Annotated in this window: 26 protein-coding genes and 1 tRNA gene; 17 read left to right on the top strand and 10 right to left on the bottom strand. The window is 61.2% G+C overall.

Annotation, left to right across the window (positions count from 1 at the left end; all coding sequences use genetic code 11):
• Window positions 1–22 precede the first annotated feature (22 nt).
• Genes C4J94_RS14665 through C4J94_RS14650 form a run of 4 tightly spaced genes read left to right on the top strand, consistent with a single transcriptional unit; the run spans window position 23 to window position 3837 of the window.
• Window positions 23–1084 (top strand): acyl-CoA dehydrogenase family protein, encoded by a 1062-nt coding sequence (locus C4J94_RS14665; RefSeq protein WP_124386829.1) that lies wholly within the window; start codon window positions 23–25, stop codon window positions 1082–1084.
• On the top strand, window positions 1081–1884 hold the full coding sequence (locus tag C4J94_RS14660; RefSeq protein WP_124386828.1) for an ABC transporter ATP-binding protein: 804 nt from the start codon (window positions 1081–1083) through the stop codon (window positions 1882–1884). The genes C4J94_RS14665 and C4J94_RS14660 overlap by 4 nt, the downstream gene beginning before the upstream one ends.
• The gene (locus C4J94_RS14655; RefSeq protein WP_124386827.1) at window positions 1871–3070 is read left to right on the top strand and encodes an ABC transporter substrate-binding protein; all 1200 of its coding nucleotides are present in this window, start codon (window positions 1871–1873) and stop codon (window positions 3068–3070) included. The genes C4J94_RS14660 and C4J94_RS14655 overlap by 14 nt, the downstream gene beginning before the upstream one ends.
• A gap of 14 nt (window positions 3071–3084) precedes the next feature.
• Window positions 3085–3837: an ABC transporter permease gene (locus tag C4J94_RS14650; RefSeq protein ID WP_164485616.1), complete on the top strand. Its 753-nt coding sequence runs from the start codon at window positions 3085–3087 to the stop codon at window positions 3835–3837.
• 48 nt (window positions 3838–3885) lie between these two features.
• Here the strand turns inward: C4J94_RS14650 and C4J94_RS27865 are convergent, their stop codons facing one another.
• A complete protein-coding gene (locus tag C4J94_RS27865) occupies window positions 3886–4020 on the bottom strand; it encodes a hypothetical protein (RefSeq protein WP_256657526.1) in 135 nt (44 codons plus the stop codon).
• A 173-nt stretch (window positions 4021–4193) separates the two neighbouring features.
• Here C4J94_RS27865 and C4J94_RS14645 point away from each other — a divergent pair, with 173 nt between their 5' ends.
• A complete protein-coding gene (locus tag C4J94_RS14645) occupies window positions 4194–4388 on the top strand; it encodes a hypothetical protein (RefSeq protein ID WP_124386825.1) in 195 nt (64 codons plus the stop codon).
• Window positions 4389–4400: 12 nt separating this feature from the next.
• Here the strand turns inward: C4J94_RS14645 and C4J94_RS14640 are convergent, their stop codons facing one another.
• Window positions 4401–4769 carry a fe2+ zn2+ uptake regulation protein gene (locus C4J94_RS14640; RefSeq protein WP_124386824.1) on the bottom strand — a complete coding sequence of 123 codons (369 nt, stop codon included), beginning with the start codon at window positions 4767–4769 and terminating at the stop codon, window positions 4401–4403.
• A gap of 237 nt (window positions 4770–5006) precedes the next feature.
• Between C4J94_RS14640 and C4J94_RS14635 the strand changes: the two genes are divergently transcribed.
• Window positions 5007–7292 (top strand): acylase, encoded by a 2286-nt coding sequence (locus C4J94_RS14635; RefSeq protein WP_124386823.1) that lies wholly within the window; start codon window positions 5007–5009, stop codon window positions 7290–7292.
• 213 nt (window positions 7293–7505) lie between these two features.
• A tRNA-Cys gene (locus tag C4J94_RS14630) sits at window positions 7506–7579 on the top strand.
• Between the two features lie 376 nt (window positions 7580–7955).
• On the opposite strand, the gene C4J94_RS14625 is transcribed toward C4J94_RS14630, so the two are convergent.
• Both C4J94_RS14625 and C4J94_RS14620 read right to left on the bottom strand, forming a co-directional pair.
• Window positions 7956–8390: a DUF6678 family protein gene (locus C4J94_RS14625; protein ID WP_124386822.1), complete on the bottom strand. Its 435-nt coding sequence runs from the start codon at window positions 8388–8390 to the stop codon at window positions 7956–7958.
• Between the two features lie 99 nt (window positions 8391–8489).
• The gene (locus tag C4J94_RS14620; RefSeq protein ID WP_124386821.1) at window positions 8490–8945 is read right to left on the bottom strand and encodes a hypothetical protein; all 456 of its coding nucleotides are present in this window, start codon (window positions 8943–8945) and stop codon (window positions 8490–8492) included.
• Window positions 8946–9144: 199 nt separating this feature from the next.
• On the opposite strand from C4J94_RS14620, the gene C4J94_RS14615 reads away from it, so the two are divergent.
• The 8 genes from C4J94_RS14615 to C4J94_RS27630 all read left to right on the top strand — a co-directional run bounded on the left by C4J94_RS14615 (window position 9145) and on the right by C4J94_RS27630 (window position 14960).
• Window positions 9145–9498, top strand: coding sequence for a CPCC family cysteine-rich protein (locus C4J94_RS14615; RefSeq protein WP_124386820.1), 354 nt, complete (start codon window positions 9145–9147; stop codon window positions 9496–9498).
• Window positions 9499–9721: 223 nt separating this feature from the next.
• Window positions 9722–10423, top strand: coding sequence for a transcriptional regulator (locus C4J94_RS14610; RefSeq protein ID WP_124386819.1), 702 nt, complete (start codon window positions 9722–9724; stop codon window positions 10421–10423).
• 5 nt (window positions 10424–10428) lie between these two features.
• Complete coding sequence (locus tag C4J94_RS14605; protein ID WP_124386818.1) at window positions 10429–11214, top strand: PhzF family phenazine biosynthesis protein; 786 nt, start codon at window positions 10429–10431, stop codon at window positions 11212–11214.
• Between the two features lie 250 nt (window positions 11215–11464).
• Window positions 11465–12361 (top strand): alpha/beta fold hydrolase, encoded by an 897-nt coding sequence (locus tag C4J94_RS14600; protein ID WP_124386817.1) that lies wholly within the window; start codon window positions 11465–11467, stop codon window positions 12359–12361.
• A gap of 145 nt (window positions 12362–12506) precedes the next feature.
• A complete protein-coding gene (locus tag C4J94_RS14595) occupies window positions 12507–13628 on the top strand; it encodes an SMP-30/gluconolactonase/LRE family protein (protein WP_124386816.1) in 1122 nt (373 codons plus the stop codon).
• Window positions 13629–13674: 46 nt separating this feature from the next.
• Window positions 13675–14262, top strand: coding sequence for a G/U mismatch-specific DNA glycosylase (gene mug, locus C4J94_RS14590; protein ID WP_124386815.1), 588 nt, complete (start codon window positions 13675–13677; stop codon window positions 14260–14262).
• Between the two features lie 14 nt (window positions 14263–14276).
• The gene (locus C4J94_RS14585) at window positions 14277–14474 is read left to right on the top strand and encodes a hypothetical protein (RefSeq protein WP_124386814.1); all 198 of its coding nucleotides are present in this window, start codon (window positions 14277–14279) and stop codon (window positions 14472–14474) included.
• A 318-nt stretch (window positions 14475–14792) separates the two neighbouring features.
• Window positions 14793–14960: a hypothetical protein gene (locus C4J94_RS27630; protein ID WP_164485584.1), complete on the top strand. Its 168-nt coding sequence runs from the start codon at window positions 14793–14795 to the stop codon at window positions 14958–14960.
• A 34-nt stretch (window positions 14961–14994) separates the two neighbouring features.
• On the opposite strand, the gene C4J94_RS14580 is transcribed toward C4J94_RS27630, so the two are convergent.
• Window positions 14995–15240, bottom strand: a complete 246-nt coding sequence (locus C4J94_RS14580) for a hypothetical protein (protein WP_124386813.1) — start codon at window positions 15238–15240, stop codon at window positions 14995–14997.
• A 248-nt stretch (window positions 15241–15488) separates the two neighbouring features.
• On the opposite strand from C4J94_RS14580, the gene C4J94_RS14575 reads away from it, so the two are divergent.
• Window positions 15489–16097, top strand: coding sequence for a LysE family translocator (locus C4J94_RS14575; RefSeq protein WP_124386812.1), 609 nt, complete (start codon window positions 15489–15491; stop codon window positions 16095–16097).
• 363 nt (window positions 16098–16460) lie between these two features.
• Window positions 16461–17444 carry a GlxA family transcriptional regulator gene (locus C4J94_RS14570; RefSeq protein WP_124388986.1) on the top strand — a complete coding sequence of 328 codons (984 nt, stop codon included), beginning with the start codon at window positions 16461–16463 and terminating at the stop codon, window positions 17442–17444.
• Between the two features lie 41 nt (window positions 17445–17485).
• Here the strand turns inward: C4J94_RS14570 and C4J94_RS14565 are convergent, their stop codons facing one another.
• From C4J94_RS14565 to C4J94_RS14540, 5 genes are all read right to left on the bottom strand, one after another.
• On the bottom strand, window positions 17486–18733 hold the full coding sequence (locus C4J94_RS14565; RefSeq protein ID WP_124386811.1) for an FAD-binding oxidoreductase: 1248 nt from the start codon (window positions 18731–18733) through the stop codon (window positions 17486–17488).
• Window positions 18734–18736: 3 nt separating this feature from the next.
• Window positions 18737–20308, bottom strand: a complete 1572-nt coding sequence (locus C4J94_RS14560; RefSeq protein WP_124386810.1) for an aldehyde dehydrogenase (NADP(+)) — start codon at window positions 20306–20308, stop codon at window positions 18737–18739.
• Between the two features lie 138 nt (window positions 20309–20446).
• Window positions 20447–21394 (bottom strand): dihydrodipicolinate synthase family protein, encoded by a 948-nt coding sequence (locus C4J94_RS14550; protein WP_124386809.1) that lies wholly within the window; start codon window positions 21392–21394, stop codon window positions 20447–20449.
• A 37-nt stretch (window positions 21395–21431) separates the two neighbouring features.
• The gene (locus C4J94_RS14545; RefSeq protein WP_124386808.1) at window positions 21432–22358 is read right to left on the bottom strand and encodes a 4-hydroxyproline epimerase; all 927 of its coding nucleotides are present in this window, start codon (window positions 22356–22358) and stop codon (window positions 21432–21434) included.
• An 11-nt stretch (window positions 22359–22369) separates the two neighbouring features.
• Window positions 22370–23995, bottom strand: a complete 1626-nt coding sequence (locus tag C4J94_RS14540) for an APC family permease (protein ID WP_124386807.1) — start codon at window positions 23993–23995, stop codon at window positions 22370–22372.
• Window positions 23996–24116 lie beyond the last annotated feature (121 nt).

The raw sequence follows: 24116 nt of genomic DNA, 5'->3' as shown, positions 1-24116 counted from the left end.
GTAGGAACAAGGAGAAACATACATGCTTGACCCAATCTTGAGCCGTTGGCTCGATGTTCAAGCGCAGGCCCTGGACGTGGGCAGTTGCGATCCACAGGAAGTGCTGCCACGGCTGGCAGAAGCCAATATATTGCGAATCGGCGTGCCCAAGGCCCTCGGCGGCCTGGGCGGCGACGTGACCGGTGCCGTAGACGCCATCGCCCATATCGCCAGCCATTCCCTGGCGGCGGCGTTCGTGTGCTGGGGGCAGCGTTCCTTTATCGAATACCTGCTGCAAAGCCCCAATGCGCGGCTGCGCGAGCAACTGCTGCCGGACTTGATCAGCGGCAGGCTGGCCGGCGCCACCGGGCTGTCGAATGCGATGAAGTTTTTGTCTGGCATCGAGACGCTGCAGATCAGCGCCGAACCCACCGATCACGGCTGGACCCTCAACGGTCGACTGCACTGGGTGACCAACCTGCGCAAGAGCGGCTTCGTCGCCGCTGCGGCCATCGAGCACGCCGGCGGCGGTGCGCCGTTTATCCTGGCCATTCCGGATTCAGTGGCTGGCTTGCAGCGCTCCCGTGACCTGGAATTGCTCGGGCTGCAATCGAGCAATACCGCCGCCCTCGGCCTGGAAGGCGTGGAGTTGAGCCGCGACTGGCTGCTGCACGAGGACGCGCGGCAGTTCCTGCCGGCTGTACGCCCGGCATTCCTGGGCTTGCAGTGCGGTATGTCGATTGGCCTGGCCCGTCGCTCCCTGGCGGAGGTGGCCCATCATCTGGGCGCATCGCGCACCGTGTTGCGTGAAGAACTCGAAGCGCTGCGCGTGACCCTGGATCACTTGGTCAACGAACTCAAGAATGGCCTGCTGGCCGGGCGGTTCGCCTTCGAGCCGGTACCGTTGTTCAAGCTGCGCATCGCCCTGGCCGAAACCGCCGCCAGCGCGGTGCAACTGGAATTGCAGGCCAGCGGCGGCAAGGCTTACCTCACCGCCCACGGCAGCGGCTTTGCCAGGCGCTGGCGCGAATCGGCGTTCGTGCCCATCGTCACGCCCAGCCTGGTGCAACTGCGAACCGAGCTGCAACGCCAGGCCAACCTATGAACCCGACGGTATTGACGGCCCAGGGCGTGTGCCTGGGGTATGCCAGCGGCCCGGTATTGCAAGGCTTCGACCTGCAGTTGCAGCCCGGCGAAGTGGTGTCGATCCTCGGCCCCAGTGGTGTGGGCAAATCCAGTCTGTTGCGCGTGTTGGCCGGTTTGCAGGCGCCCCAGGGCGGTTTTGTCAGCGTGCTCGGTGAGCCGTTGAGTGGCCCGCACCCGCGGGTGGCGGTGGCGTTTCAGGATCCGAGCCTGCTGCCCTGGCTGAACCTGGAGAAGAACGTCGCCTTCGGCCTGGATTTCGCCCGGCAACCGCACCTTGGCAGCGAAGAACGCCGCCAGCGCGTCGACCATGCGATTGCCGCTGTGGGCCTGGAACATGCCCGTCACCAGTTTCCCGCGCAGTTGTCCGGCGGCATGGCCCAGCGCACCGCGTTGGCCCGCTGCCTGGCACGCCAGCCGCAGGTGCTGCTGCTGGACGAGCCGTTCGGCGCCCTGGACGAAGTGACCCGCGCCGATATGCAGCACCTTTTGCTCAAGGTCAACCGCGAGCAGGGCTCGGCAGCGGTGTTGATCACCCATGACATCGACGAAGCGCTGCTGCTGTCTGACCGCATCCTGCTGCTGGGTAACCGCCCGGCGCGCACGTTGGGTGAGTGGCATATCGACCTGCCGCAACCGCGTGAGGAACAGGTCGAAGCCATTGGCGCGCTGCGCATCGAGATTCTCAAAACCTTACGGCAGGCGAGCCGCCCTCAACCCAACCCCCTTGACCCGCTGGAGCCTAGCCATGTGCCTGGATGACCTGACCCACTCGCGCCGTGACTTTCTCAAACTCTCGGCGGTGCTCAGCGCCGCCGGCGCCTTGCCGTTGTTGAGCAGCCTGCAGGCGCGGGCGGCCAGCGAGCCCGACGCACCGGTGCGTATCGGCTACCTGCCGATCACCGACGCCACGCCGCTGTTGGTGGCGCACAACAATGGGCTGTTCGAAGCCGAGGGCATCAAGGCCGAGCGCCCAGTGTTGTTGCGCAGTTGGGCCCAGGTGATCGAAGCCTTCATCTCCGGCCAGGTCAACGTGATTCACCTGTTGTCGCCCATGACCGTGTGGGCGCGCTATGGCAGCAAGGTGCCGGCCAAGGTGGTGGCATGGAACCACGTCGGCGGTTCGGGGCTGACCGTGGCGCCGGGGATCACCGACGTCAAGCAGTTGGGCGGCAAGTCGGTGGCGATTCCGTTCTGGTATTCGATTCATAACGTGGTGGTGCAGCAGTTGTTCCGCGATAACGGCCTCACGCCGGTTGCGCGAGCGGCGGGCAGCGCGATTGGCGTCAATGAAGTCAACCTGATCGTGCTGCCGCCTTCGGACATGCCACCGGCACTGGCCAGCAAGCGCATCGACGGCTATATCGTCGCCGAGCCGTTCAACGCCCTGGCGGAAAACCTCAAGGTGGGCCGGGTGCAGCGCTTTACCGGCGATGTGTGGCGCAACCACGCATGCTGCGTGGTGTTCATGCATGAGCATGACCTGACCAATCGCCCGGAGTGGTCGCAGAAAGTGGTGAATGCCATCGTCAAGGCCCAGGTGTGGACCCGCGACCATCGTGAAGAGGCGGTGAAGCTGCTGTCCAAGGACGGCCCGAACCGCTACACGCCGCATGCCGAGCCGGTGTTGAGCAAGGTGCTCGCGCCTGCCGCCGCCGACCGCGCCGGGTACCTGGCCGATGGCGCGATCCAGCACGCCAACTGGGACGAGCACCGCATCGACTTCCAGCCTTACCCATTCCCCAGCTACACCGAAGAACTGGTCCGCCGCCTCAAGGACACCTTGATCGAAGGCGACAAGCGCTTTCTCGCCGACCTCGACCCGGCGTTCGTCGCCAAGGACCTGGTGGACGATCGCTTTGTGCGCAACGCCATCGAGGCCGTCGGCGGCATGCAGACCTTCGGCCTGCCTGAGGGTTATGCGCGGCATGAGGAGATCGGCGTTTGAGCAGCGGTAAAACTGTGGCGTGGCCGGGCTGGTTGCTCGGGTTGGGTGGCCTGGCAGGGTTGCTGGCGCTCTGGTGGCTGGGAGTGAAACTGTTTGGCGAGGCGGACGGCCTGTCGGCGCGCTTTTCCCTGGCAGCCACCTTCAGCAGCCTGTGGGAATTGCTCGGGCGCGGTGAGTTGTATGTGCACATCGCGGTCAGCCTCAAGCGCATCTTCGTCGGGCTGTTCCTGGCCTTGCTGGTGGGCGTGCCGCTGGGCCTGCTGGTGGGCAGTTCGCGCAACCTGGAGGCGGCGACCACGCCGGCCTTCCAGTTCTTGCGCATGATCTCGCCGCTGTCCTGGATGCCGATCGTGGTGATGCTGATGGGCGTAGGGGACCAGCCGATCTATTTCCTGCTGGCATTCGCCGCGGTGTGGCCGATCATGCTCAACACCGCGGCTGGCGTGCGTCAGCTCGACCCGCGCTGGCTGCAATTGAGCAAGAGCTTGAGTGCTACGCGCTGGGAGACGTTGCGCCGGGTGATCATTCCTGGCGTGGTGGGGCATGTGTTGACCGGCGTGCGCCTGGCCATCGGCATTCTGTGGATCGTGCTGGTGCCGTGCGAGATGCTGGGGGTGAGTGCGGGGCTGGGGTATTACATCCTCGATACCCGCGACCGGCTGGCGTATTCGGAACTGATGGCGATGGTGCTGCTGATCGGGCTGCTGGGGTTTGCGCTGGATGCCCTGGCGCGGTGGCTGCATCAGCGCTGGGTGCATGGGGGGTAAGCGTTTCTGCAGGGTGGGCGTCTCGCTGGCAGCGAGGCGCCCCTGCCTTCAGCGGTGCTCGTAGCCTGGGCCGCCTTCATAGCGATGGTCATGCCAGCCGCCACCACCGCGAGGGAAGAAGAAGCAGCCGCTCATGGTCAGCATGATCAGCAAGGGAATCAGCAGGGTGATTCGACGCAGCATTTGGGCAATCCTCAAGGTGTTCACAAGGTCAATCAGGCGCGGAACGAGCCAAAGCTTTTCATCGCCTGTAACATGAGACCCTGCCGCCCCCGGTCCATCCCCGTTTTCGGGTATGAGCTTGGCATGCGCGGCGATACACAGTGGATACATTCCTACCGGTTCGAGAACTCGTCATGACCCAAAAGCAACGTTTGAAATACTCGATTCTGATTGCCCTGGCCGTCCTGGCCTCGATGTTTGGCTTGTCCTACCTGCAGAACATCGGCGCGATCAGCGAAAAGACCTTCCAATACCTGGCCATTGCAATTGCCGTGGTGGTGGTGGTGATCAACGGCATCATGCGTCGCAAGGTCAAGCCGAACTTCTGATGAGCGCCTGATTCAGCCGCGTCCTTCGAGCACTTTGGCAGCCTCTTCATGGAGGCTGTAGCTCTTGTCGGCATTGAGGGTGATCACGCCCTCGCTGCACAGGCGCTTTAGCACCTCGCGCACACTGAGGAACGACAACGGGATGCCCAGTTCCAGCAGATGGCTGTGCACGCCGCGCACGCCAAGGGTGCGCTGGTTGCCGGCCGCGGTAAGCAGGGCGTCGATGACCTTCAGCCGGATCAGGCTGGTGCGCAGGCCGAAACACTTGAGCAGGTGGCGAATGCGCTGGTTGCCCTGTTGTTCGGGCCCTTGGGGGCGATTGGCGAAACTGGCTTCGGCGCTCGGTGAATGTCCATCCATGGGCACTTGCGGGTTGTACATGCAGAAACTCCTTATCAGAGCCTGATCAGGAAAATGATGGTGCTCTTATTCAATAAGACGAACGAACGGGCAAAATCATGAAGGGCACGATGTAGAAATTTTGTCGGTATCGGGTTTGTCACACTGCCGTCGCCCGGACCAAACGCGCCACGCCGCTAAATTATTTCCGCTGGGTTGCGTCCTTACGGTGGGGAAGTTGTCCCTACCGAGGGTGTTCAATTTGACTGTGGAGTCGGCGTGATTATTTTCAACGGGTTGTCCAGGGTATGCGTGGCAGGGCTGTTGCTGGGAGTGAGCCTGGCGGCGTCGGCGCGCGAGCAGGTGGCGCCGGCGCAGGCGTCGGCAGAGATCCGGCGTACCACCTACGGCGTGCCGCATATCCGCGCTGCCGATGAGCGCGGCCTGGGTTTCGGCATCGGTTATGCGTATGCCCAGGACAACCTGTGCCTGCTGGCCAATGAAGTGGTCACGGTGAATGGCCAGCGCGCCCGGTTCTTCGGCCCCGAGCAGGCCACCCTGGAGGAGCGCAACAACCTTACCAGTGATGTGTTCTTTACCTGGCTGAACACACCGGATGCGGTCGAGGCGTTCTGGAACGCGCAAACGCCGCAGATCCGCCAGCGTATCGAAGGCTATGTGGCCGGCTACAACCGCTATCTGAAAGAGCAGGGCGCACCGGCGCAGTGCCAGGCGGCGTGGGTGCGTCCGCTGGTGAGAGAAGACCTGGTCAAGCTGACCCGCAGGCTGCTGGTAGAAGGTGGCGTCGGTCAATTCGCCGAAGCACTGGTAGGCGCCACGCCTCCCCAGGCCACCACCGCCGTGCAGCCCGGCGCCAAGGCATTCGAATTCGCCGCCGCCAATCAACAGCGCTTCGCCCTTGACCGTGGCAGCAACGCCGTCGCGGTGGGTAAGGATCGCTCCTTCAACGGGCGCGGCATGTTGCTGGCCAACCCGCATTTCCCGTGGGTAGGCGGCATGCGCTTTTACGAGATGCACCTGACCATCCCCGGCCAGCTGGATGTGATGGGCGCGGCGCTGCCAGGGTTGCCGGTGGTGAATATCGGCTTCAACCAGCATGTGGCGTGGACGCACACGGTAGACACCTCCAAGCATTTCACCCTGTATCGCCTGACGCTCGACCCCAAGGATTCCACCCGCTACCTGCTCGACGGCAAGTCCTTGCCCCTGGATAAAACCACGCTGACGGTACAGGCCAAACAAGCCGACGGCAGCCTCAAGGACTTCACCCGCACCGTCTACAGCTCGCAGTTCGGCCCCGTGGTGCAGTGGCCCGGCAAGCTGGACTGGGACAAGCAATACGCATTCAGCCTGCGCGACGCCAACCTCGGCAACGACCGCGTGCTGCAACAGTGGTACGCCATGAACCGCGCCGGCAGCCTCAACGAACTGCAAACCTCGGTGCACACCCTGCAAGGCATCCCGTGGGTCAACACCCTGGCCGCCGATGACCAGGGCCAGAGCCTGTACATGAACCTGTCGGTGGTGCCCAACGTCAGTGCTGCCAAACTCGCGCAATGCAGCGACCCACGGGCCGGCCTGCAAATGATCATGCTCGACGGCAGCCGCAGCGCGTGCGCCTGGGATGTTGACCCTCGTGCCGCGCAAGCGGGGATCTTCCCGGCCGCCCAACTGCCGCAACTGCAGCGCACCGACTATGTGCAGCACTCCAACGACTCCGCCTGGATGGTCAACCCCAAGGCGCCACTCGCCGGCTTCTCCCCGGTAATCAGCCAGGACAACATCGGCCTCGGCCCCCGGGCCCGATTCGCCCTGCAACGCCTGCAAGCCCTGGAGCAACCGCCGATCACCGTCAACGCCCTGCAAGCCATGGTCATGGACAACGAGGTGTACCTCGCGGGGCAAGTCATGCCGGACCTGCTGCAGTTCTGCGCCAAGCACCTGGGCAACGATGCCGCTACGCTCCAGCCACTGTGCACCAGCCTGAAAAGCTGGGACCAACGCGCCAACCTCGACAGCGGCCTGGGCCTGGTGCACTTCATCAACCTGGTGGAACACCTGCAGCAAATCCCCGATGCCTGGCGCGTCGCCTTCGACCCGGCCCACCCGCTGACCACCCCCAGCGGCCTGGCCATCGACCGCGCGCCCGTGGCCAAAGCCCTGCGCGAAGCGATGCTCGCCTCGAGCAGCGCGGTCGACAAACTCGGCCTCAACCGCTGGGGCGACATCCAGCTCTCCGGGCATACCCCCATCCACGGCGGCCCGCAAGAACTGGGCATCTACAACGCCATGCAAACCGTGCCCCGCGCCGACGGCAAACGCGAAGTCATCAGCGGCACCAGCTACCTGCAAATCGTCACCTTCGACGACAAAGGCCCCCAGGCAGTAGGCGTATTGGCGTTCTCCGAGTCCAGCAACCCTCAGTCCAACCACGCCAAGGACCAGACCCAAGCCTTCTCCGAGAAAAAGCTGCGCCCACTGCCATTCACCGAAGCCCAGATCCAGGCCGATCCGCAGTACCAGCAGCGACGCGTACAGGAGTAGGGCAGGGCCGCAACCCCTTGATGCCAATGCGAAATATTTTTGAAATCAAGGGGTTGCAGGCATAGGCAAATGAGTACATAATGGCGCCCATCGAACGCAATGAAGCATTAAAAACTTCAATGTATTCAATGAGTTAGAGTAGAGGCGCGCTTCACAGAGCCCACTCGAGTTTGTATGCGGTGAGTGCAGGTAATACCGGCACTGATCGTTTGAGGCCGAGTAGCAAAATGGTTATGCAGCGGATTGCAAATCCGCCTACGCCGGTTCGATTCCGACCTCGGCCTCCACTCTTGAAAACCCCGTAGATTAACGTCTACGGGGTTTTTTATTGGGTGGGATTTGGTCATTGCTCGCGCAACAAAACCTGACGATCCATAGAGGGTGGTTCCATCTAGACAAAAGCAGCCTGATCGAATGCGAGATTCGATCTGGACACCCATGAAGTGATCTATCCGCTGAGAGGTATTGCTGAGCTGGAGATGGAATAACGATTGCGACTATCGCCGTCACGAAGTGAGTGGGGTGCTGATCGGGAGCTGCGTGGTGAAGGGCAGCTTACGGCCATAAGCGGTCAGTCATACTCGACCGCTTTCGACCCAAAGCTGCCTTCTAGCACCCAGGTCAGATATTGTAATTACTGGGGAGACAGCAGATCTCAGCCTGTCAAACAGGCGGAAAGTCTTCATACGACTTTGGGAAGTATCCCCAAATTCTCAGAACATCGGCGCGCACGTCAAACTCGAATCCAATTTGTGCAACCACCTTCGATATTTCTTCTGTATGGTCAATGGTTGTACGTGCAAGCAGCCGCCCTTTTGAGGGGACCGCTTCCGACAAGCCAATGTCGAACCATTCGACGGACGCAAATGGAAACGGTAAATGGTAAAACCACTCGACATCCCACTCTGAGACATATCCTGTGACGCACTTGGATCGGTAGGACGGACGCCATCCCTGGAGCTCGCGGAAATGATTGATCAGCTCATCCCACTTGGTATTGTTCGATGCGCTTGCCAAGTTTCTGGCAGCCACGGCAGCATGGATTTTATTCCGTGCTGCATCATCATGGCCCGCGCCGGCCCTCGGTGGTTCGCTCATATTCAGTCCTATCGATTTTTTGGTGTTCAAGAATGAATGATCGCTTCTGGCCGATTGTACCCGTTGCGAATGTCTGCAATGGGGCTGTTGAATTACCTCTTAGACAGCCGCCGCATCGTTGATAGCTGACTCATATGCATGCTTCTCAAATGTGAAGGGGCCAACACCGTCTATGATTTGAGGCTCTTCATAACCGTTCTCGTAAGCAAAGGAATCCCACGTGAAACAGTCATCGTTTTGGCGAACATATACTGAGTAGGCGCCACACCCTATGTCGCCGCACTCGGGGCAGATGTAAAGGAGGATACGACCACTTTCTGTTTCAGCGTGTTCGCGTAAAAGTAGGCGAGAGTTAGATAGGCTGTTTGGCTCCGGGAAGCCCTTGACGAAACAGCCCATGAAATCCGAATGACCACCATCAGCTAAGACGAGAGCATTGAGCAACGAACGTCCGTTAATCAGAAAATCGATGGAGAATCGTTCGGCCACGGTGCAGCCATTTGAGGAGCTTCCCGAACGAAACAACTGTTGAAATGCGAGGGAACTGGTGTCCATTCCTGCGAACCATTTTATGCACTGAGTGTGCGTGGGATTACATACGACATTGAAGGGGGGCACGGCAAGCTTCATCGGGTGATTGACCGCTTTTGGCCGGTTGCGGCCTGTCATTAAGGGCAGCCACCGACCCATTGCAACCGTTCAGCATGTGGCTAAAATCCACCAAGAATAGACCGCCACCCATAAGTGAAAACTGATGTTTACCTGCCCATGCTGCGGATATGCAGTCTTCGAGGAACACCCAGGGTCATACGACATTTGCCCAATTTGCTTCTGGGAGGATGACGTGTTCCAACTCTATTACCCTCACCAGGTGGATGGACCGAATAGATGTAGCTTGATCGAGGCGCAGGTCAATTTCGTCCAATTCGGTGCCTGCGAACGAACCATGTTGAAGAATGTGCGAATGGTTAGCGATAGCGATATGCGGGATGGTGAGTGGTTCCCACTCTGGACTCGCCGAGTCGCCATTCCAGATCCCGACTCCGACAACCAGCATCCTCAACACATGAAGTCGAAGTACGACCTCTACTATTGGCTGCGGACCTAGCAGCGCAAATTGGCGTACTAAGTCCAAATTGGTCGGAAGCAGTCTATTCCAAACGGCTGCTTTTGGCCGATTTCTGCCTGTCGCACAAAGGAACATCCGACTCAAAACTGCCTATCAGGAAATCCCCTGAGCCCATTCCAAACCCAATAAATTAAACAAAAAATTGATACATCAACGAACTGTTGATATTTTCGCAATCGTCGATGATCACTTGAAGGCACCAATGAAGGTTTCTGAAGCATCACCAGCCGAGCGACAGCTGATTCTTGATGTGCTTTATAGCACCCTCAAAATGCTCAGTAGTGCGGTAGGGCTTCATACGGAAATTGTGTTGCATGACCTGACCAATCCGGAGCGATCCATTCTCGCTATCGTCAATGGTCATGTTACTGGAAGAAGGGAGGGCGGTTCATTGTTGGGCGGCCCGCGCCAGGACGAGGGGTTTATCGCCGTCAGGCGCGCGATGGAGGATCACTCTGGCACCGATCCTGTGTTGGTACAGAATTACCCTACATTTGCACCCGACGGCCGCCCGCTCCGCAGTTCCACGGTGGTGTATCGCGACAGCAGCGGGCAACCTTTTGCCTGTCTTTGTATCAATGCCGACTTGAGCGGTATTGCTGCTGCCCACGCCTTGCTCGGAGGGCTTTTGGGCCTGCAAGGCGCTCCCGAGTCACGTGGCGATGAGCCCAGAGATATGGAGCAGATGATGGTGGAGATCATCCAGGTCGCTTGCCCCGGCGGTGCCGTACGGATGAAAAAACCTCAGAAGCTTGAAGCTGTGCGGCAGATGCAAGATCGCGGGATATTCATTGTCAAAGGCGGGATCGAAAAAGCCGCTGCCGCGCTTGGCGTTACCCGATACACCATCTACAACTACCTGGAGCAGATCCGGGCTACAGAAAACGCAAGCAGGCAGGAATAACCAGAATGGAACTCGATATCTTCCAGGTGGACGCTTTTTCCTCTGAGACTTTCGGAGGTAACCCGGCGGCGGTTTGTCCGCTGGAGGCCTGGCTGCCTGATGCAACGCTGCAACAGATCGCAGCAGAGAACAACTTGTCCGAGACTGCGTATTTGGTGCGCAATGGTGAGGTGTTCGAGTTGCGCTGGTTCACCCCCACGGTGGAGGTCGACCTTTGCGGCCACGCCACCCTGGCTGCAGCCTGGGTGCTATTTGAGCAGCTTGGGGAAAGCCGCGATACGCTGCGCTTTTCCACCCGCAGCGGTGAGCTGCGAGTGCGCCGCGAAGGCGGGCGCCTGGCCATGGACTTCCCGGCCAAACAGCCTGAGGCCGTAGCTGTCCCGCCAGGCCTGTTGCAAGCCTTGGGCCTGAAACAGGCCGATGCGCTTTATCGAACAGACGATTACCTAGTGGTGGTCGAGGATGAAACCATCATTGCAAGCCTCAATCCCGACTTCGTAGCCTTGTCTGCATTCGACGTGCGCGGTGTCGCGGTAACCGCGCCGAGTCGAAACTTCGACTTTGTCTCTCGCTGGTTCGGGCCTCGGGTTGGGGTGAATGAAGACCCGGTCACCGGCTCGGCCCACACCTCACTAGCGCCATACTGGGCCAAGCGCTTAGGCAAGCGCAGTCTGAGTGCCGAGCAAGGAGGGGCGCGCAAGGGCCAGTTGTACTGCGAGGTCCTGGACAGCGGCCGAGTCATTATCAGCGGCCACGGGGCGCTTTACCTGCGCGGTACGATCCATATCTGAGGCCCACTCATTCGGGCGAGCTTGCTCGACACTTTGGGGGGGGCCTTCTGGAAAAGGCCTCGGCCCAAAGCGAACACAAAAAACTCCTTAAAGTGCGGTAGTTTCCTAACGCTTTTCGCGCCATAGATAGTGGCAATAACTTTTCGGTCAAAGGAGTGGCTATGACCCCGTTAAACGGCCTACCCATCGTTGCAATTGGCGTTCTCTATATCGTAAATGTCATTTCGATTTGCCGGAAAAGGGTAGCGCCATGCGTACAGGAATGATGCTTGCCGGGATTGGCACCACGCTGGCGCTGTTGTCTGCATCGCCAGCCCAGGCTGCGCCTCTGCCAGTCACGGTCGGTCAGGATGGTATCTCGGTTCTGGTAGAAGGAGCGGGAACGGACATCATCCTGATCCCAGGATTTGCCTCGTCCTACGAAGTCTGGGCTGATTTGGCCGCCAGATTACGGCAGAACCATCGTCTGCATCTCGTACAGGTCGCGGGTTTTGCCGGATCGCCTGCTGTAAGCAATCCAGACGGTCGAGTAGTTGCACCGACGGTCGAGGCCATCGCCGAATACATCCGCAGCCAGGGCATCAAGGCGCCGTTCATCATCGGCCATTCGCTGGGGGGTGAAGTGGCACTGATGCTGGGTGCTCGCCATCCTGATCAAGTAGGGCGCTTGATGATTGTCGATGCGTTGCCCTTTTATACCTTGCTGTTTGACACCACAGCGACCGGTGAAACGGCGACGCCGCATGCGTCCGCGATGCGCGATGCTATGTTGGCGGCAACGCCTGAGCAGGTAGAAGCCATGCAGCATGCCTCTATCGCCCGTCTCGCCAAAACTGAAGCGGTTAGGCCAGATTTGGTCGCTGCGGGGATGAACTCTGACCGAAAGACTTTGGCCGATGCCATGTATGAGCTGATGGTCACGGACCTGCGGCCTGAGCTTGGACGCATAAAAGTGCCTGTCCAGGTCGTCTATGCCTACGACCCGCTTTATGGCATAGAGGCGTCCCACATAGATGCAATGTTCCGTGATGCCTTTGTCTCGACACCGGACATCAGCTTCAGGCGAATTGACGATAGTTTTCACTTCATCATGCTGGATCAGCCGGAACTGTTCGCTGACGCCGTCATCAAGTTTATTCATCTCTGAAGGGCGGCGGGATTGCTATGTAGATGATTTTGTTACCGTGCATGCGCGGGGCACTGGCCGTTGCATTCCAGTAATCACTTGTACGATGTCCTACCACAAGGTATTACTAAGTCTCCAACAACAATAAAACGACGGAGACCACTCCATGGACTCGACCCTGTCCGCCACGCCTGAAACCCTCGCCCAAGCGAAGGGCAACACCCGCCGCAGCTTCCTGAAAAAATCCCTCGCTGTTTCCGCCACGCTCGCCACCGTCGGCAGCACCGCACTGGCCCGGATCTCCGAGGCCGCTGAACCCTTGAGCCAGCGCTACCCTGATCCACTGGTTCACATCCTCGACGACAGCTTTCTCGAGCTACGTGTGTTCAACGCCAGTGTTGAAAAGCTCGCCACGGGTATGCGCTGGGCGGAAGGGCCGGTGTGGGTGGGGGATGGTCGCTATTTGCTGGTCAGCGATATTCCCAATAATCGCATCATGCGTTGGGACGAGATCAGCGACACGTTCACCGTGTACCGCGAGCATTCGAACTTCTCCAATGGCATGTGCCGGGATCGTCAAGGGCGCCTGATCGTGTGCGAAGGTTCCACTACCACAAGCGAAGGGCGCCGTATCACGCGCACCGAATACAACGGCGCGATCACCGTGCTGGCCGACAGCTTCGAGGGCAAGCGCTTCAATTCGCCCAACGACATCGTGTGTAAAAGTGACGGATCGATCTGGTTCACCGACCCGCCATTCCAGACCAGCAACAACTACGAGGGCCACACAGTCACCCCGACCCAACCCCATGCGGTGTACCGCATCGACGGTGAGAGCAAAGCAGTCACTCGGGTAATCGAAGACCTCAACGGTCCCAACGGCCTGTGCTTTTCGCCCGATGAAAAAAACCTGTACGTCGTCGAAGGCCGCGCCAAGCCCAATCGCCTGATCTGGGCGATTGCCGTGAAGGACGATGGCACTTTGGGCGAGCGGCGCAAGCACATCGAGGGGCTGGACTATGCCGCAATCGACGGCATCAAATGCGACGAAGCCGGCAACCTGTGGTGCGGCTGGGGCGGCAATGGTGATCCCAAGGCTGACCTGGAAAAACTCGACGGCGTGCGCGTTTTCAATCCGCAGGGCAAGGCCATCGGGCACATTTCACTACCGGAGCGCTGCCCGAACCTGTGCTTCGGGGGACGCGAAGGGAATCGGCTGTTCATGGCCAGTAGTCATTCGATCTACTCGCTGTTTGTGAATACGCGTGGGGCTACGTTTGCGTTGTAGACTCGACAGTCTTCTGGGGACAGTTCCGTAACAAGGGTGATCTGCCGTGAGTGAGGGGCTTGAAGACCTATTGGCCGAGCAGCTGGCAGTGGTGTTTTGCGGAATCAACCCCGGCATGACCGCTGCCGCCCAGGGGCATCACTTTGCGGGCCGAGGCAATCGCTTCTGGCGCACGCTGCATCTGGCCGGGTTTACGCCCGCCCAGGTGCCTGCGCAATGTGATCGGACGATTCTTGAGTACCAGTGCGGGTTGACCGCCGTGGTGGAGCGACCGACGGCTCGCGCCGATCAGTTGTCCAGGCAGGAGTTCGACGCAGCGGCAGCGGCTTTCGAACAGAAGATCGCGCGTTATGCTCCGCGCTACGTGGCGTTCCTCGGCAAGGCGGCCTACTCGGCCCTGTCCGGGCAGCGCAACGTGGCGTGGGGGCCTCAAGCCAGAACTTTCGGCAATGCCGCCGTGTGGATCTTGCCCAATCCCAGTGGGCGAAACCTGGCGTTCAGCCTGGAGCAACTGGTGGTTGCCTACCGACAGCTCAAAGAGGTCGCGATCGGCCCGACCACCATTCGTCTAACCCCCGGCACTCTAACCGCCGCGCCGCCTCTGAATATCAAGCGCGGATATCCCGAGCGTTAGAACGGAGAGCCAGCATGCATATCAACGAAAATGCCCCGGGCAACATTTCCCAGCAGGCAGTGACGCGCAGCCCGGACAACGAAACCGGGCACGATCCGAAGCTCGACGAAGATGGCATTCCGCTGCCGCCGGACGACGAGGCGCCTCTGGAGGAGGATATGTCGGATGTGGACGCGGCCGATTCGGTGGCGAGTGAGCATCCGGATAACTAGTGATGGACTCAAGCTTCTGAACCCGGCCTTGCGTCGGGTTTTTTTTGGAATTCATGGTGGGTAGGGGTGGGGCGTGATCGGGCGGGACTGAAGAGGGGACTGCTACGCAGTCCAGCGGGAGCAAGCTCCCTCGCCACAGGGGGGCGCGAATTCAGAGTGAGGTTTTTTCGACGAGTGACGTGTCTAGATCAAGGGTTGTAGGGCGGTTAGGGTTGTCATCGGGGGTTTAGCGGTCTACCCTGAAAATGTATGAATTGTTACAGACAATTTCGGTGAGGCTGTTTTCCAGTCACACGACTTCAGGATGAGGAACGAAAAATGTTTTCGCACGAAGGTACTGCATTAGAGCTGTTAACCCTGGTTTTTGCTGTGACAGGCGTACTCTTGGTAGCCTGGTTTTTTCACCACCAATACGAACTCAGAATGCGCAAGCGTGTAAAAAAACAACATCCTCTCGATAAGCAGCACTCAGCGCAAAGCCGCTGACTGCCCATCATCTGCGCCAGCCTGGCGGCTGGCCTCAGCCCGCCAGCTCTGGCCGGCTGATTCGCTGCTCCTTGACTTCACGTGCATAGCCTTCAAGACGTTTCTGTTGGGCGCCTAAAAGTGCGCATACCTTCATCAGCAGCGCCGCTTGATCTTGCGCGCTGCCGGCGGCTGCCATGGCCGTCAGTTCAACCACCGACCAACCGATGACAGCGCTGGCATCTTCAAGGTCATAGAACAGTTCCTGCTGCGCAGTTCTGGGGCCGTCCAGATCGTCCATCAACGCATCTACCTCCTAACACGATTGATTCATAGGCAAAGAAAAGCCCGCGATGGGGGAGCGGGCTAAAGGGATGTTCATGTAGGAGCTGGGATAACCCTAGACGCTTGTCTGTGAAAGCCTTGTGAAATACGCAAGTGGCGTTAGGCATAAAGTGTATTCCTCGATCCACCTTCAGCTGTACGGGGCGATTCACTGCGTAACCCTCTACTGTCGCAGGTACATCAACCCCGCTTGGATGCCGCGCCATGTTCATGTCCACCAGCCTTCTGTCAGCCTTTGTGCTGTTCGCCTTCGTCTCTTCGATCACGCCGGGGCCCAATAACACCATGTTGCTGGCGTCTGGGGTGAACTTCGGTTTTCGTCGTTCGATGCCCCATGCCCTGGGTATCAGCATCGGTTTCATGGTGCTGGTGATTTGCGTGGGGTTGGGCCTGGGCGAAGTATTCAAGCTTTTCCCATGGGCGTACACGGCGTTGCGCTATGTCGGTGCTGCTTATCTGCTGTACCTGGCCTGGAAGATTGCCAACGCCGGCGGCATGGCCGACAGCAATGACGAGCAGGGTAAGCCGATGACTTTTCTCGGCGCGGCGGCGTTCCAGTGGGTCAATCCCAAGGCGTGGATCATGGCGCTGGGTGCGATCACCACCTATACGCCAGCCGAGGGTTATGTGACCAATGTGCTGGTGATTGCGTTGGTGTTTGCCGTGGTCAACTTGCCGAGTGTGTGCGTGTGGGTTGGCTGCGGCAGCGGCTTGCGTAGCGTATTGCGCGAGCCGCGCTGGTTGAGGGCGTTCAATTGGACAATGGCGGGTTTGTTGGTGCTGTCGTTGTATCCGATGCTCGTTGTGGGGTAACAGCCCCATCAGACTGGCGAGATGGTCGCCAGCAAACCGATGCCGATGGTCAACACCAGAAAACCGAACAGGAAAATAGCCATCTTGGTCATAAGGCCTCCGAAGGGAAGGGGACGACAGAAATGTCGGGATGGCGCCATTGTCCGCTTCCGGCGGTTTTCGGTACAGACGCAGATGATGCGGAAAAAACCGTATCAGATTGCGCGGCAGGCGCTACACCGCGGGTTTCCAGGCCGTACAGGTTTTTAAAGATCAGCCGCAGGGATTGAGACAGCTACCGCGTTTGCCCCTAAGATAGCGCCCATTGCATCAACAATAAGAGTGGGCCAACCCTCGATGGAAAGACGCCAGTTCAGCGGTGGCATGAAAGGCAAGAACCTACGCTACCTCAACGACGATCTCACGCAGTCGGCCGCGGCCACCCGCATCGGCTTCCTGCTGCTCGAACACTTCTCCCTGCCGGCATTCACCCAAACCCTCGACACCCTGGTCACCGCCAATCTGCTGCGCCCCGAGCTGTTCGCGACGCGCACGTTCGGTTGGGACGAGCGTGAGGTGATCAGCGACCTTGGGCTGGTCATCCGCCCGGATGCGCGCCTTGAACTGGCCGTGCTGCCGGACCTGGACCTGCTGGTGATCTGTGGCGGATTTCGCACCGAACTCAAGGCCAGTGAAGACTTCATCCACATTCTGCGTGCCGCCGCCGAACAGGGCATCGGCCTTGCCGGCCTGTGGAACGGCGCATGGTTCCTTGGCCGCGCCGGCTTATTGCAGGCCTACCGCTGCGCCATCCACCCGGAACATCGTCCGGCGCTGGCGGAAGTGTCCAAGGCCGCCCAGGTGACCAGCGAGCCCTATGTGATCGACCGCGACCGCCTGACCGCTTCCAGCCCCTCGGGCGCCTTCCACATGGCCCTGGACTGGATCAAGAGCCTGCACGGCAAGGCATTGGTCGAAGGTATTGAAGATATCCTGGCCTTCGAAGAGTCGCGCTACCGGCGGATCAAGCCGACCGAAAACGTCTGCGTCAGCGCACCGCTGCGCGAAGTGGTCAAGTTGATGGACGCCAATCTCGAAGAACCCCTGGAACTTGACCAGCTCGCCGTCTACGCCGGCCGTTCACGCCGCCAGTTGGAGCGCTTGTTCAAGGAACAACTGGGCACCACGCCACAACGCTATTACATGGAATTGCGCGTGACGGAAGCGCGGCGCCTGTTGCAGCACACCGAGCTGTCCCAGGTGGATGTACTGGTGGCCTGCGGGTTCGTGTCGCCGAGTCATTTCAGCAAATGTTACAGCGCGTATTTCGGATATCGTCCCTCCAAGGAGAAGCGGTTGGTCAAGTAGCCTCGGTGTTGGAAGGCTCTGTTGGCAGCGATCCAGCTTTATCAGAACCGCCCCAACCGATACGCCTCCAACCCAGCTACCGCCTCACCGCTCGCCAGACGAGCAACTTTTTCCGCCGTTACCGCCGCCTGGGTCAACCCCAAATGCTGATGACCAAACGCAAGCAACACCTTGCCGTCGCATACCTGATCAATGATCGGCAACGAGTCGGGCAGCGACGGCCGGAAACCCATCCACGGCGTGGCGTCGTCAGCGTTCAGCGGCTGACGGAACAACCCATTGCTTAACCGATGCAACTGCCACGCCCGTTGCGTATTCGCCGGGCGCTTGAGGCCGGCGAATTCGACGGTGCCCGCCAGGCGCAGGCCGTCGGTCATGGGGGTCATGATGAATTTGCGTTCCAGCGAGGTGACGGCGAAGGGCAGGCGCTGGTGTTCGTGGGGCAGCATTAGGTGATAGCCGCGTTCGGTGTCCAGCGGCACGCGCTTGCCGGTGAGTGCGGCGGTCAGGGCGGCGGAGTGGGCGCCGCAGGCGATCAGGACCTGGCGTGCGGTTACGGTGCCTTGATCGGTCGTCAATGACACGCCGTTGCCGTCCACATGTGCATCAAGGACGCGCTGTTGCTGGAATTCCACGCCCAGGGCCTTGGCCGCTGCAACCAACTCGCCCACCACGGTGTAGGGGTCAAGAAAGTGCCCGGTAGCGGGGAAGAACAAACCGCCTTGTATCGCCTCGCTCAACTGCGGCGCCGCGCAGTGCACCGCTTGAGCGGACCAGAACGCGACCGGCACGCCTTGCTGCGTCATGCGTTGCTGCAAGGCATCCAGGGCGGCGCGGGATTCGGCACGCTCGAACACCAGCAGCGAGCCGTCCTCGCGCAACAGTTGGGGCTGCCCGATGGACTGCAACAGCCGCTGCCACGCGCCGAGGCTGGCTTCGTTCAGGGCGCGAATGCCGGCGACGGTGCGCTGGTAGCGCGCCGGCCGCAGGTTCAGCAAGAGGCGCATGAACCAGGGCAGGGCGCGGGGCAGGTAGGTCCAGTCCAGGCGCAGCGGGCCCATAGGGTCCAGGAGCATGGCCGGCAGGCGTTTGAGAATCGACAGGTCGGCGATGGGAAACACCTGTTCGGTCGCCAGGTGCCCGGCGTTGCCATAGGAGGCGCCCATGCCGGGCGCCTGCGCGTCGATCACCCGCACCTGCCGACCTTGCCGGGCCAGTTGCACGGCGCACGCAACGCCGATGATGCCGGCACCGACCACGACGATATCCGCTGAAGGGGGCTTGGCCATCGTCTATGCCTCTCTGCTGCCGTCGAGCAAGCGGCGCAACCGCAAGGGATTGGCGTGCTGCACGGCGGTGGGCAGCAACGCGTCCGGGAAGTCCTGGTAGCACACCGGGCGCAGGAAGCGCAGGATCGCCGCTGTCCCCACCGAGGTGCTGCGCGCGTCCGAGGTGGCCGGGAACGGCCCGCCATGCACCATGGCATCACACACCTCCACGCCGGTCGGCCAGCCGTTGACCAGCAGGCGCCCGGCCTTGCGCTCCAGCACCGGCAACAACGCCTGGGCCTGTGGCAGGTCAGCTTCATCCAGGTGCAGGGTGGCGGTGAGTTGGCCTTCCAGGTGTTCAGATACCTGGCGCATTTGATCAGCATCGCTGCATTGCACCACCAGCGAGGCCGCGCCGAAGACTTCGGCTTGCACCTGTGAATTGCTCAGGAAGGTCTCGGCCGAGGTCACGAACAGATGAGGCTGGCCCTGGTTCGGTCCGGTTGCCGGTAGGCCTTTTGCGATGATTCGCGCATGGTTGGCCAAGCTGCTTGCGCCGCGTTCGTAGGCATTGAAGATGCCGGGAGTGAGCATGGTCTGGGCTGGGCAGCGCTGGAGCGCGGCGCTGGCGGTGCTGATGAAACGATCCAGGGCGGGGCCTTGCACGGCGATCACCAGGCCGGGGTTGGTGCAGAATTGGCCGGCGCCCTGGGTCAGTGAGGCGACAAAACCTTCAGCCAATGCATCGCCCCGTGCTTGTAGCGCGGCCGGGAACAGGTAAACGGGGTTGATCGAACTCATTTCCGCGTACACCGGAATCGGTTCGGGGCGCGCCTGGGCCGCCCGACACAGCGCCACACCGCCGCTGCGCGAACCGGTAAAGCCGACTGCCTTGATACGCGGGTCGTTCACCAGCGCGATACCCACTTCATGGCCGGCGTCGTACAGCAGCGAAAACACACCATCCGGCAAGCCGCAGTGTTGCACCGCCTGGGCAATGGCGCGGCCCACCAGCTCACTGGTACCGGGGTGGGCCGGGTGGGCCTTGACGATCACCGGGCAACCGGCGGCAAGCGCCGAGGCGGTATCGCCGCCCGCCACGGAGAAGGCCAGGGGAAAGTTGCTGGCGCCGAACACCGCCACCGGGCCCAAGGCAATGTGGCGTTGGCGCAGGTCGGCACGGGGCAGGGGCTGGCGCTGGGGTTGGGCGGTGTCGACCCGTACATCCAGCCATTCGCCCAGGCGCACCGTGCGGGCAAAGCTGCGCAACTGCCCGCAGGTGCGGCCGCGTTCGCCCTGGATACGCGCACTGGGCAGACCGGTTTCGGCGACGGCGCGTTCGATCAGCGCATCACCGAGGGCTTCGATGTTGTCTGCGATGGCCTCCAGAAACGTGGCGCGGGCGGCCAGGGAGGTTTCACGGTAAGTGTCGAACGCGGCCCACGCCAGTGCGCAGGCTTGCGCGACCTGCTGGCTGTCGCCGCCGGCATAGGCGGGTTCCAGTGGCGTGTTGGTGGCCGGGTTGATGGCCCGGATCGCCTCGCGAGTGCCGCAAAGGGATTGCTGACCGATCAGCATGTTGCCTGTCAGAGTCATGGAGTCATCCTGTAAAACACAGCGAGTAAGTAGCCCATTTGTGGCGAGCAAGCTTGCTTGCGCTGGGGTGCGCAGCGCCCCCGATAAAGCCTGCGGCCGCTACACAACCAGCGGGAGCAAGCGCCCTTGCCACAGCGATCAGTCGACGTTCTGCTCGGCCGACCAATTGGCGTACCACTGGCGGAACAGCGCGTACTGCTGCTCGGCATAGCGGCGCTGAGCGTCGCTGAGTACGTCGGTTTCGTTAAAATGCAGCGCATAGCCCTGGTCGCCATTGAGTACCATCAGGTGCTTGTAATACAGCACCAGGTCGCAGCCTTCATCGAAGGACGACAGCACCGCCAGCGCCGCTTCCAGCTCGCGCGCCTGGCGACGGGCCTTGGCGTCGCCACTGGCGGCTTTTTTGCTCAAGGCCACCAGTTGCAGCACTTCCCGTGGCAGCGCATTGCCGATGCCGGTGATGGCGCCGGTGGCGTTGCAATTGACGAAGCCGTGCACCACTTGGGTGTCGACACCGACCATCAGGGTCACGTCATCGTCCTGGGAGGTGATGTTTTCTGCCGCATAGCGCAGGTCGGCGCCGCCGCCGAATTCCTTGAAGCCGATCAGGTTCGGGTGCTCGCGGCGCAGTTCGAAGAACAGATCGGCGCGGGTGGCGAAACCGTAGTACGGGCTGTTGTAGATCACCGCCGGCAGGTTGGGCGCCGCGTTGAGGATCGCCGCGAAGTGGGCCTTCTGTGCGGTGGCGGAGGCGCCGCGGGACAGCACGCGCGGAATCACCATCAAGCCTTGCGCGCCGACCTTGGCGGCATGCGCGGCGTGGGCCACGGCCTCACGGCTGTTGACCGCCCCGGTGCCGACGATGGTTGGCACACCCGCAGCCACCAGGCGCGCCACGCCTTCCTGGCGTTCTGCTTCGGTGAGCAGCGGCCAGTCGCCCATGGAGCCGCAGTAGACCACCGCGCTCATGCCGATATCGATCAGCTCGCGACCCTTGGCCACCAGGCCATCGAAGTCCGGTTTGCGCGCCGGGGTGCACGGCGTCATCAGGGCGGGCATGCAGCCGGTGAAAATGTTGTCGCTCATGGTGCTGACTCCTTGGTACTTGAGTATGAGAAGGGGCTCAGATGCCCCAGGCAAAAGGGTCCTGCTCGTCGATCAGCAAGGTGCTGTCGGCGGTCATGTGGGCGCGGCCGGTGATGAAGGGGCGCACGCGTTCGCCGTCCCATTCATAGCGGGCCTGGAATTGGCTGCCGGTGATGCTGGCCTGTACCCACGGCTCACCGGGGCTGAGTGTGCCGTCGGCGGCCAGGCAGGCAAGCTTGGCACTGGTGCCGGTGCCGCAGGGCGAGCGGTCATAGGCCTTGCCGGGGCACATCACGAAGTTGCGGCTGTCGGCATCGGCGTCATCGGCGAACAGTTCGATGTGGTCGATCAGCGCGCCGTCTGCGCCATGGATACCCTGGGCCTCAAGGGCCTTGAGCATGGCCCAGGTGTAATCGGTGAGGGCGTCCACATTGCTCATCTGCAACGCCTGGCCGTGCTCGGACACCAGGAAGAACCAGTTGCCGCCCCAGGCGATATCACCCGCCACCCGGCCATGGCCGGGCACGTCCACGCTGACTTGCCGGCGATAGCGATAGGCCGGGACATTGCGCAGGGTCACCGCGCCGTCGTCGTGCAGGGTGGCCGCCACCGGGCCTACCGGTGTGTCGAGGGTGTGCACGCCGGGCTCGATAAGCCCCAGGTAATGCAACGAGGCGACCAGGCCGATGGTGCCGTGGCCGCACATGCCGAGGTAGCCGGCGTTGTTGAAGAAAATCACACCGCAGGTCGCGCCGGGGCTGACCGGCGCGCAGTACAGCGCACCCACCAGTACATCGTTGCCACGCGGTTCCAGCAGGCAGGCGCGCCGCCATTGATCGTGGTGGTTGCGCAGGTCCTCGAGCTGATCGGCGATCGTCGCGCCCGCCAGCGTGGGGAAGCCGTTCATGATCAGGCGCGTGGGTTCGCCGCCGGTGTGGGAGTCGATTACGTGCAGGCGTTTCATGCAAGGCTCCTTCAGTGAGTGGCCGCAGAGAGCGGGGTGCTGTAGTGGTCATCGCTGACGGCTTCGCTTTCATCGTCTTCGCTTTCCAGGCGCACCAGGTGGGCCGGTACGCCGGTGGCGGCGCCCCAGTAGTAAATGCCCAGGGCGCAGACCGCCACGACGATAGTGTCGAACGGGTGGCTGATGAGGCCGATGCCGCCGAAACTGCCGAGCTTGGAGAGCAGGATAGTCACCGCATAAAAGCCGATCAGCCAGGCCGACGAACGCACTTGTTGCTTGAGATTCAGGTGGGCGGTGGGCACCCAGCGTGCGCACAACAGGTACACCACGAACATCAGGATTTGCAGGCCGAGCAACCAGGACACCGTGCTCCAGCCGGACCAGTACACAATCAATGCGGCGATGATGAACGACAGCGGGCCGAGTACCGCCATGCCCTTGACCCGGAACGGGCGCGCCAGCTGCGGTGCATTGCGGCGCAGCGCGGCGACGGTGACCGGGGCCACGGCGTAACTCAGGATCAGCGCGGCGGAAACCACGTTGATCAGCGCTTCCCAGGACGGGAAGGGCAGGGTCCAGAACACCGACAGGCCAAAGGTCAGCCACAACGCCGGGCGCGGGATGCCGGACTTCTCGTCGATGTGGGTGAAAATCTTGAAGAAGGTGCCAGTCTGCGCCCAGCCATACACCACGCGCGGGGTGGCATTCATGTAGATATTGCCGCAGCCGCTGGGGGAGATCACCGCATCGGCCACCACCAGGTAGGCCAGCCAGCCCACGCCGAGTGCCAGGGCGATATCGCGATAGGGCAGCGCCAGTTCCTTGCTGATCCCGGCCCAACCATTGGCGAGCATCTCCGTAGGCACGCCGCCCAGGAATGCGGTTTGCAACAGCACGTAGATGGCCGTCGACAGCAGCACCGAGAGGATCAAAGCAATCGGTATCGTGCGTTGCGGGTTCTTCACTTCACTGGCCACCGAAATGATCGGCGTCAGGCCCAGGTAGGCGAAGATCACCCCGCCGGCCGACACCGCCATCTCGATGCCCGACAGCCCGAACGGCGCAAAGCCCTGCAGCTGGAAATTCGCCGGTTTGAAGAAGGTGAACAGCACGCCGATCACCAGCAACGGCACGATGAACTTGAACACGCTCACCAGGTTGTTGGCGATGGCGAAGGTCTTCACGCTGCGGTAGTTGAGGATGAAGAACAGGCACAATAAGGCGAACTGCACCAGCCAGCCCAGGGTGGTCGGGTCGCTGGAGCCTACCTTGGTCAGCTCCGGAAACCACGCCGCGGCGTATTGGCGCGAGGCGACCACTTCAATCGCCACCAGGCTTGAAAACGCGATCAGCGTGATAAAGCCCATCAGGTAGCCCAGCAGCGGGCCGTGGGAATACACCGGGTAACGCACCACGCCACCGGCGCGGGGCAGGGCGGCGCCGAGTTCGCAGTAGACAATGCCCAGCAACAGCACCGCGAACCCGCCGATCAGCCAGGAAATAATCCCGGCGGGACCGGCGATTGCAGAGACATGGCTGGCGGCGAACAACCAACCCGAACCGAAGATGGCCCCCAGCCCGATAAAGGTGAGGTCCATCAGTGACAGCTGTTTCTTGAACTTGCCTTGGCCTGACATAGCGGCGCCTTCTTGTGAGTTATTGGATAGGCATGCAGTGGCGCTATCGTGAACCCGATGGGCGGGCGGCGATTGATGTTTTGCGGTGGCATGAGTGACGAATTCAGCACAATCGCCAGCG

The organism is Pseudomonas sp. R5-89-07 (genome assembly GCF_003851685.1).
Taxonomy (GTDB): Bacteria; Pseudomonadota; Gammaproteobacteria; order Pseudomonadales; family Pseudomonadaceae; genus Aquipseudomonas.
The sequence above is the reverse complement of the archived record's forward strand: the minus strand, read 5'-3'. Positions and strand labels throughout refer to the sequence as shown.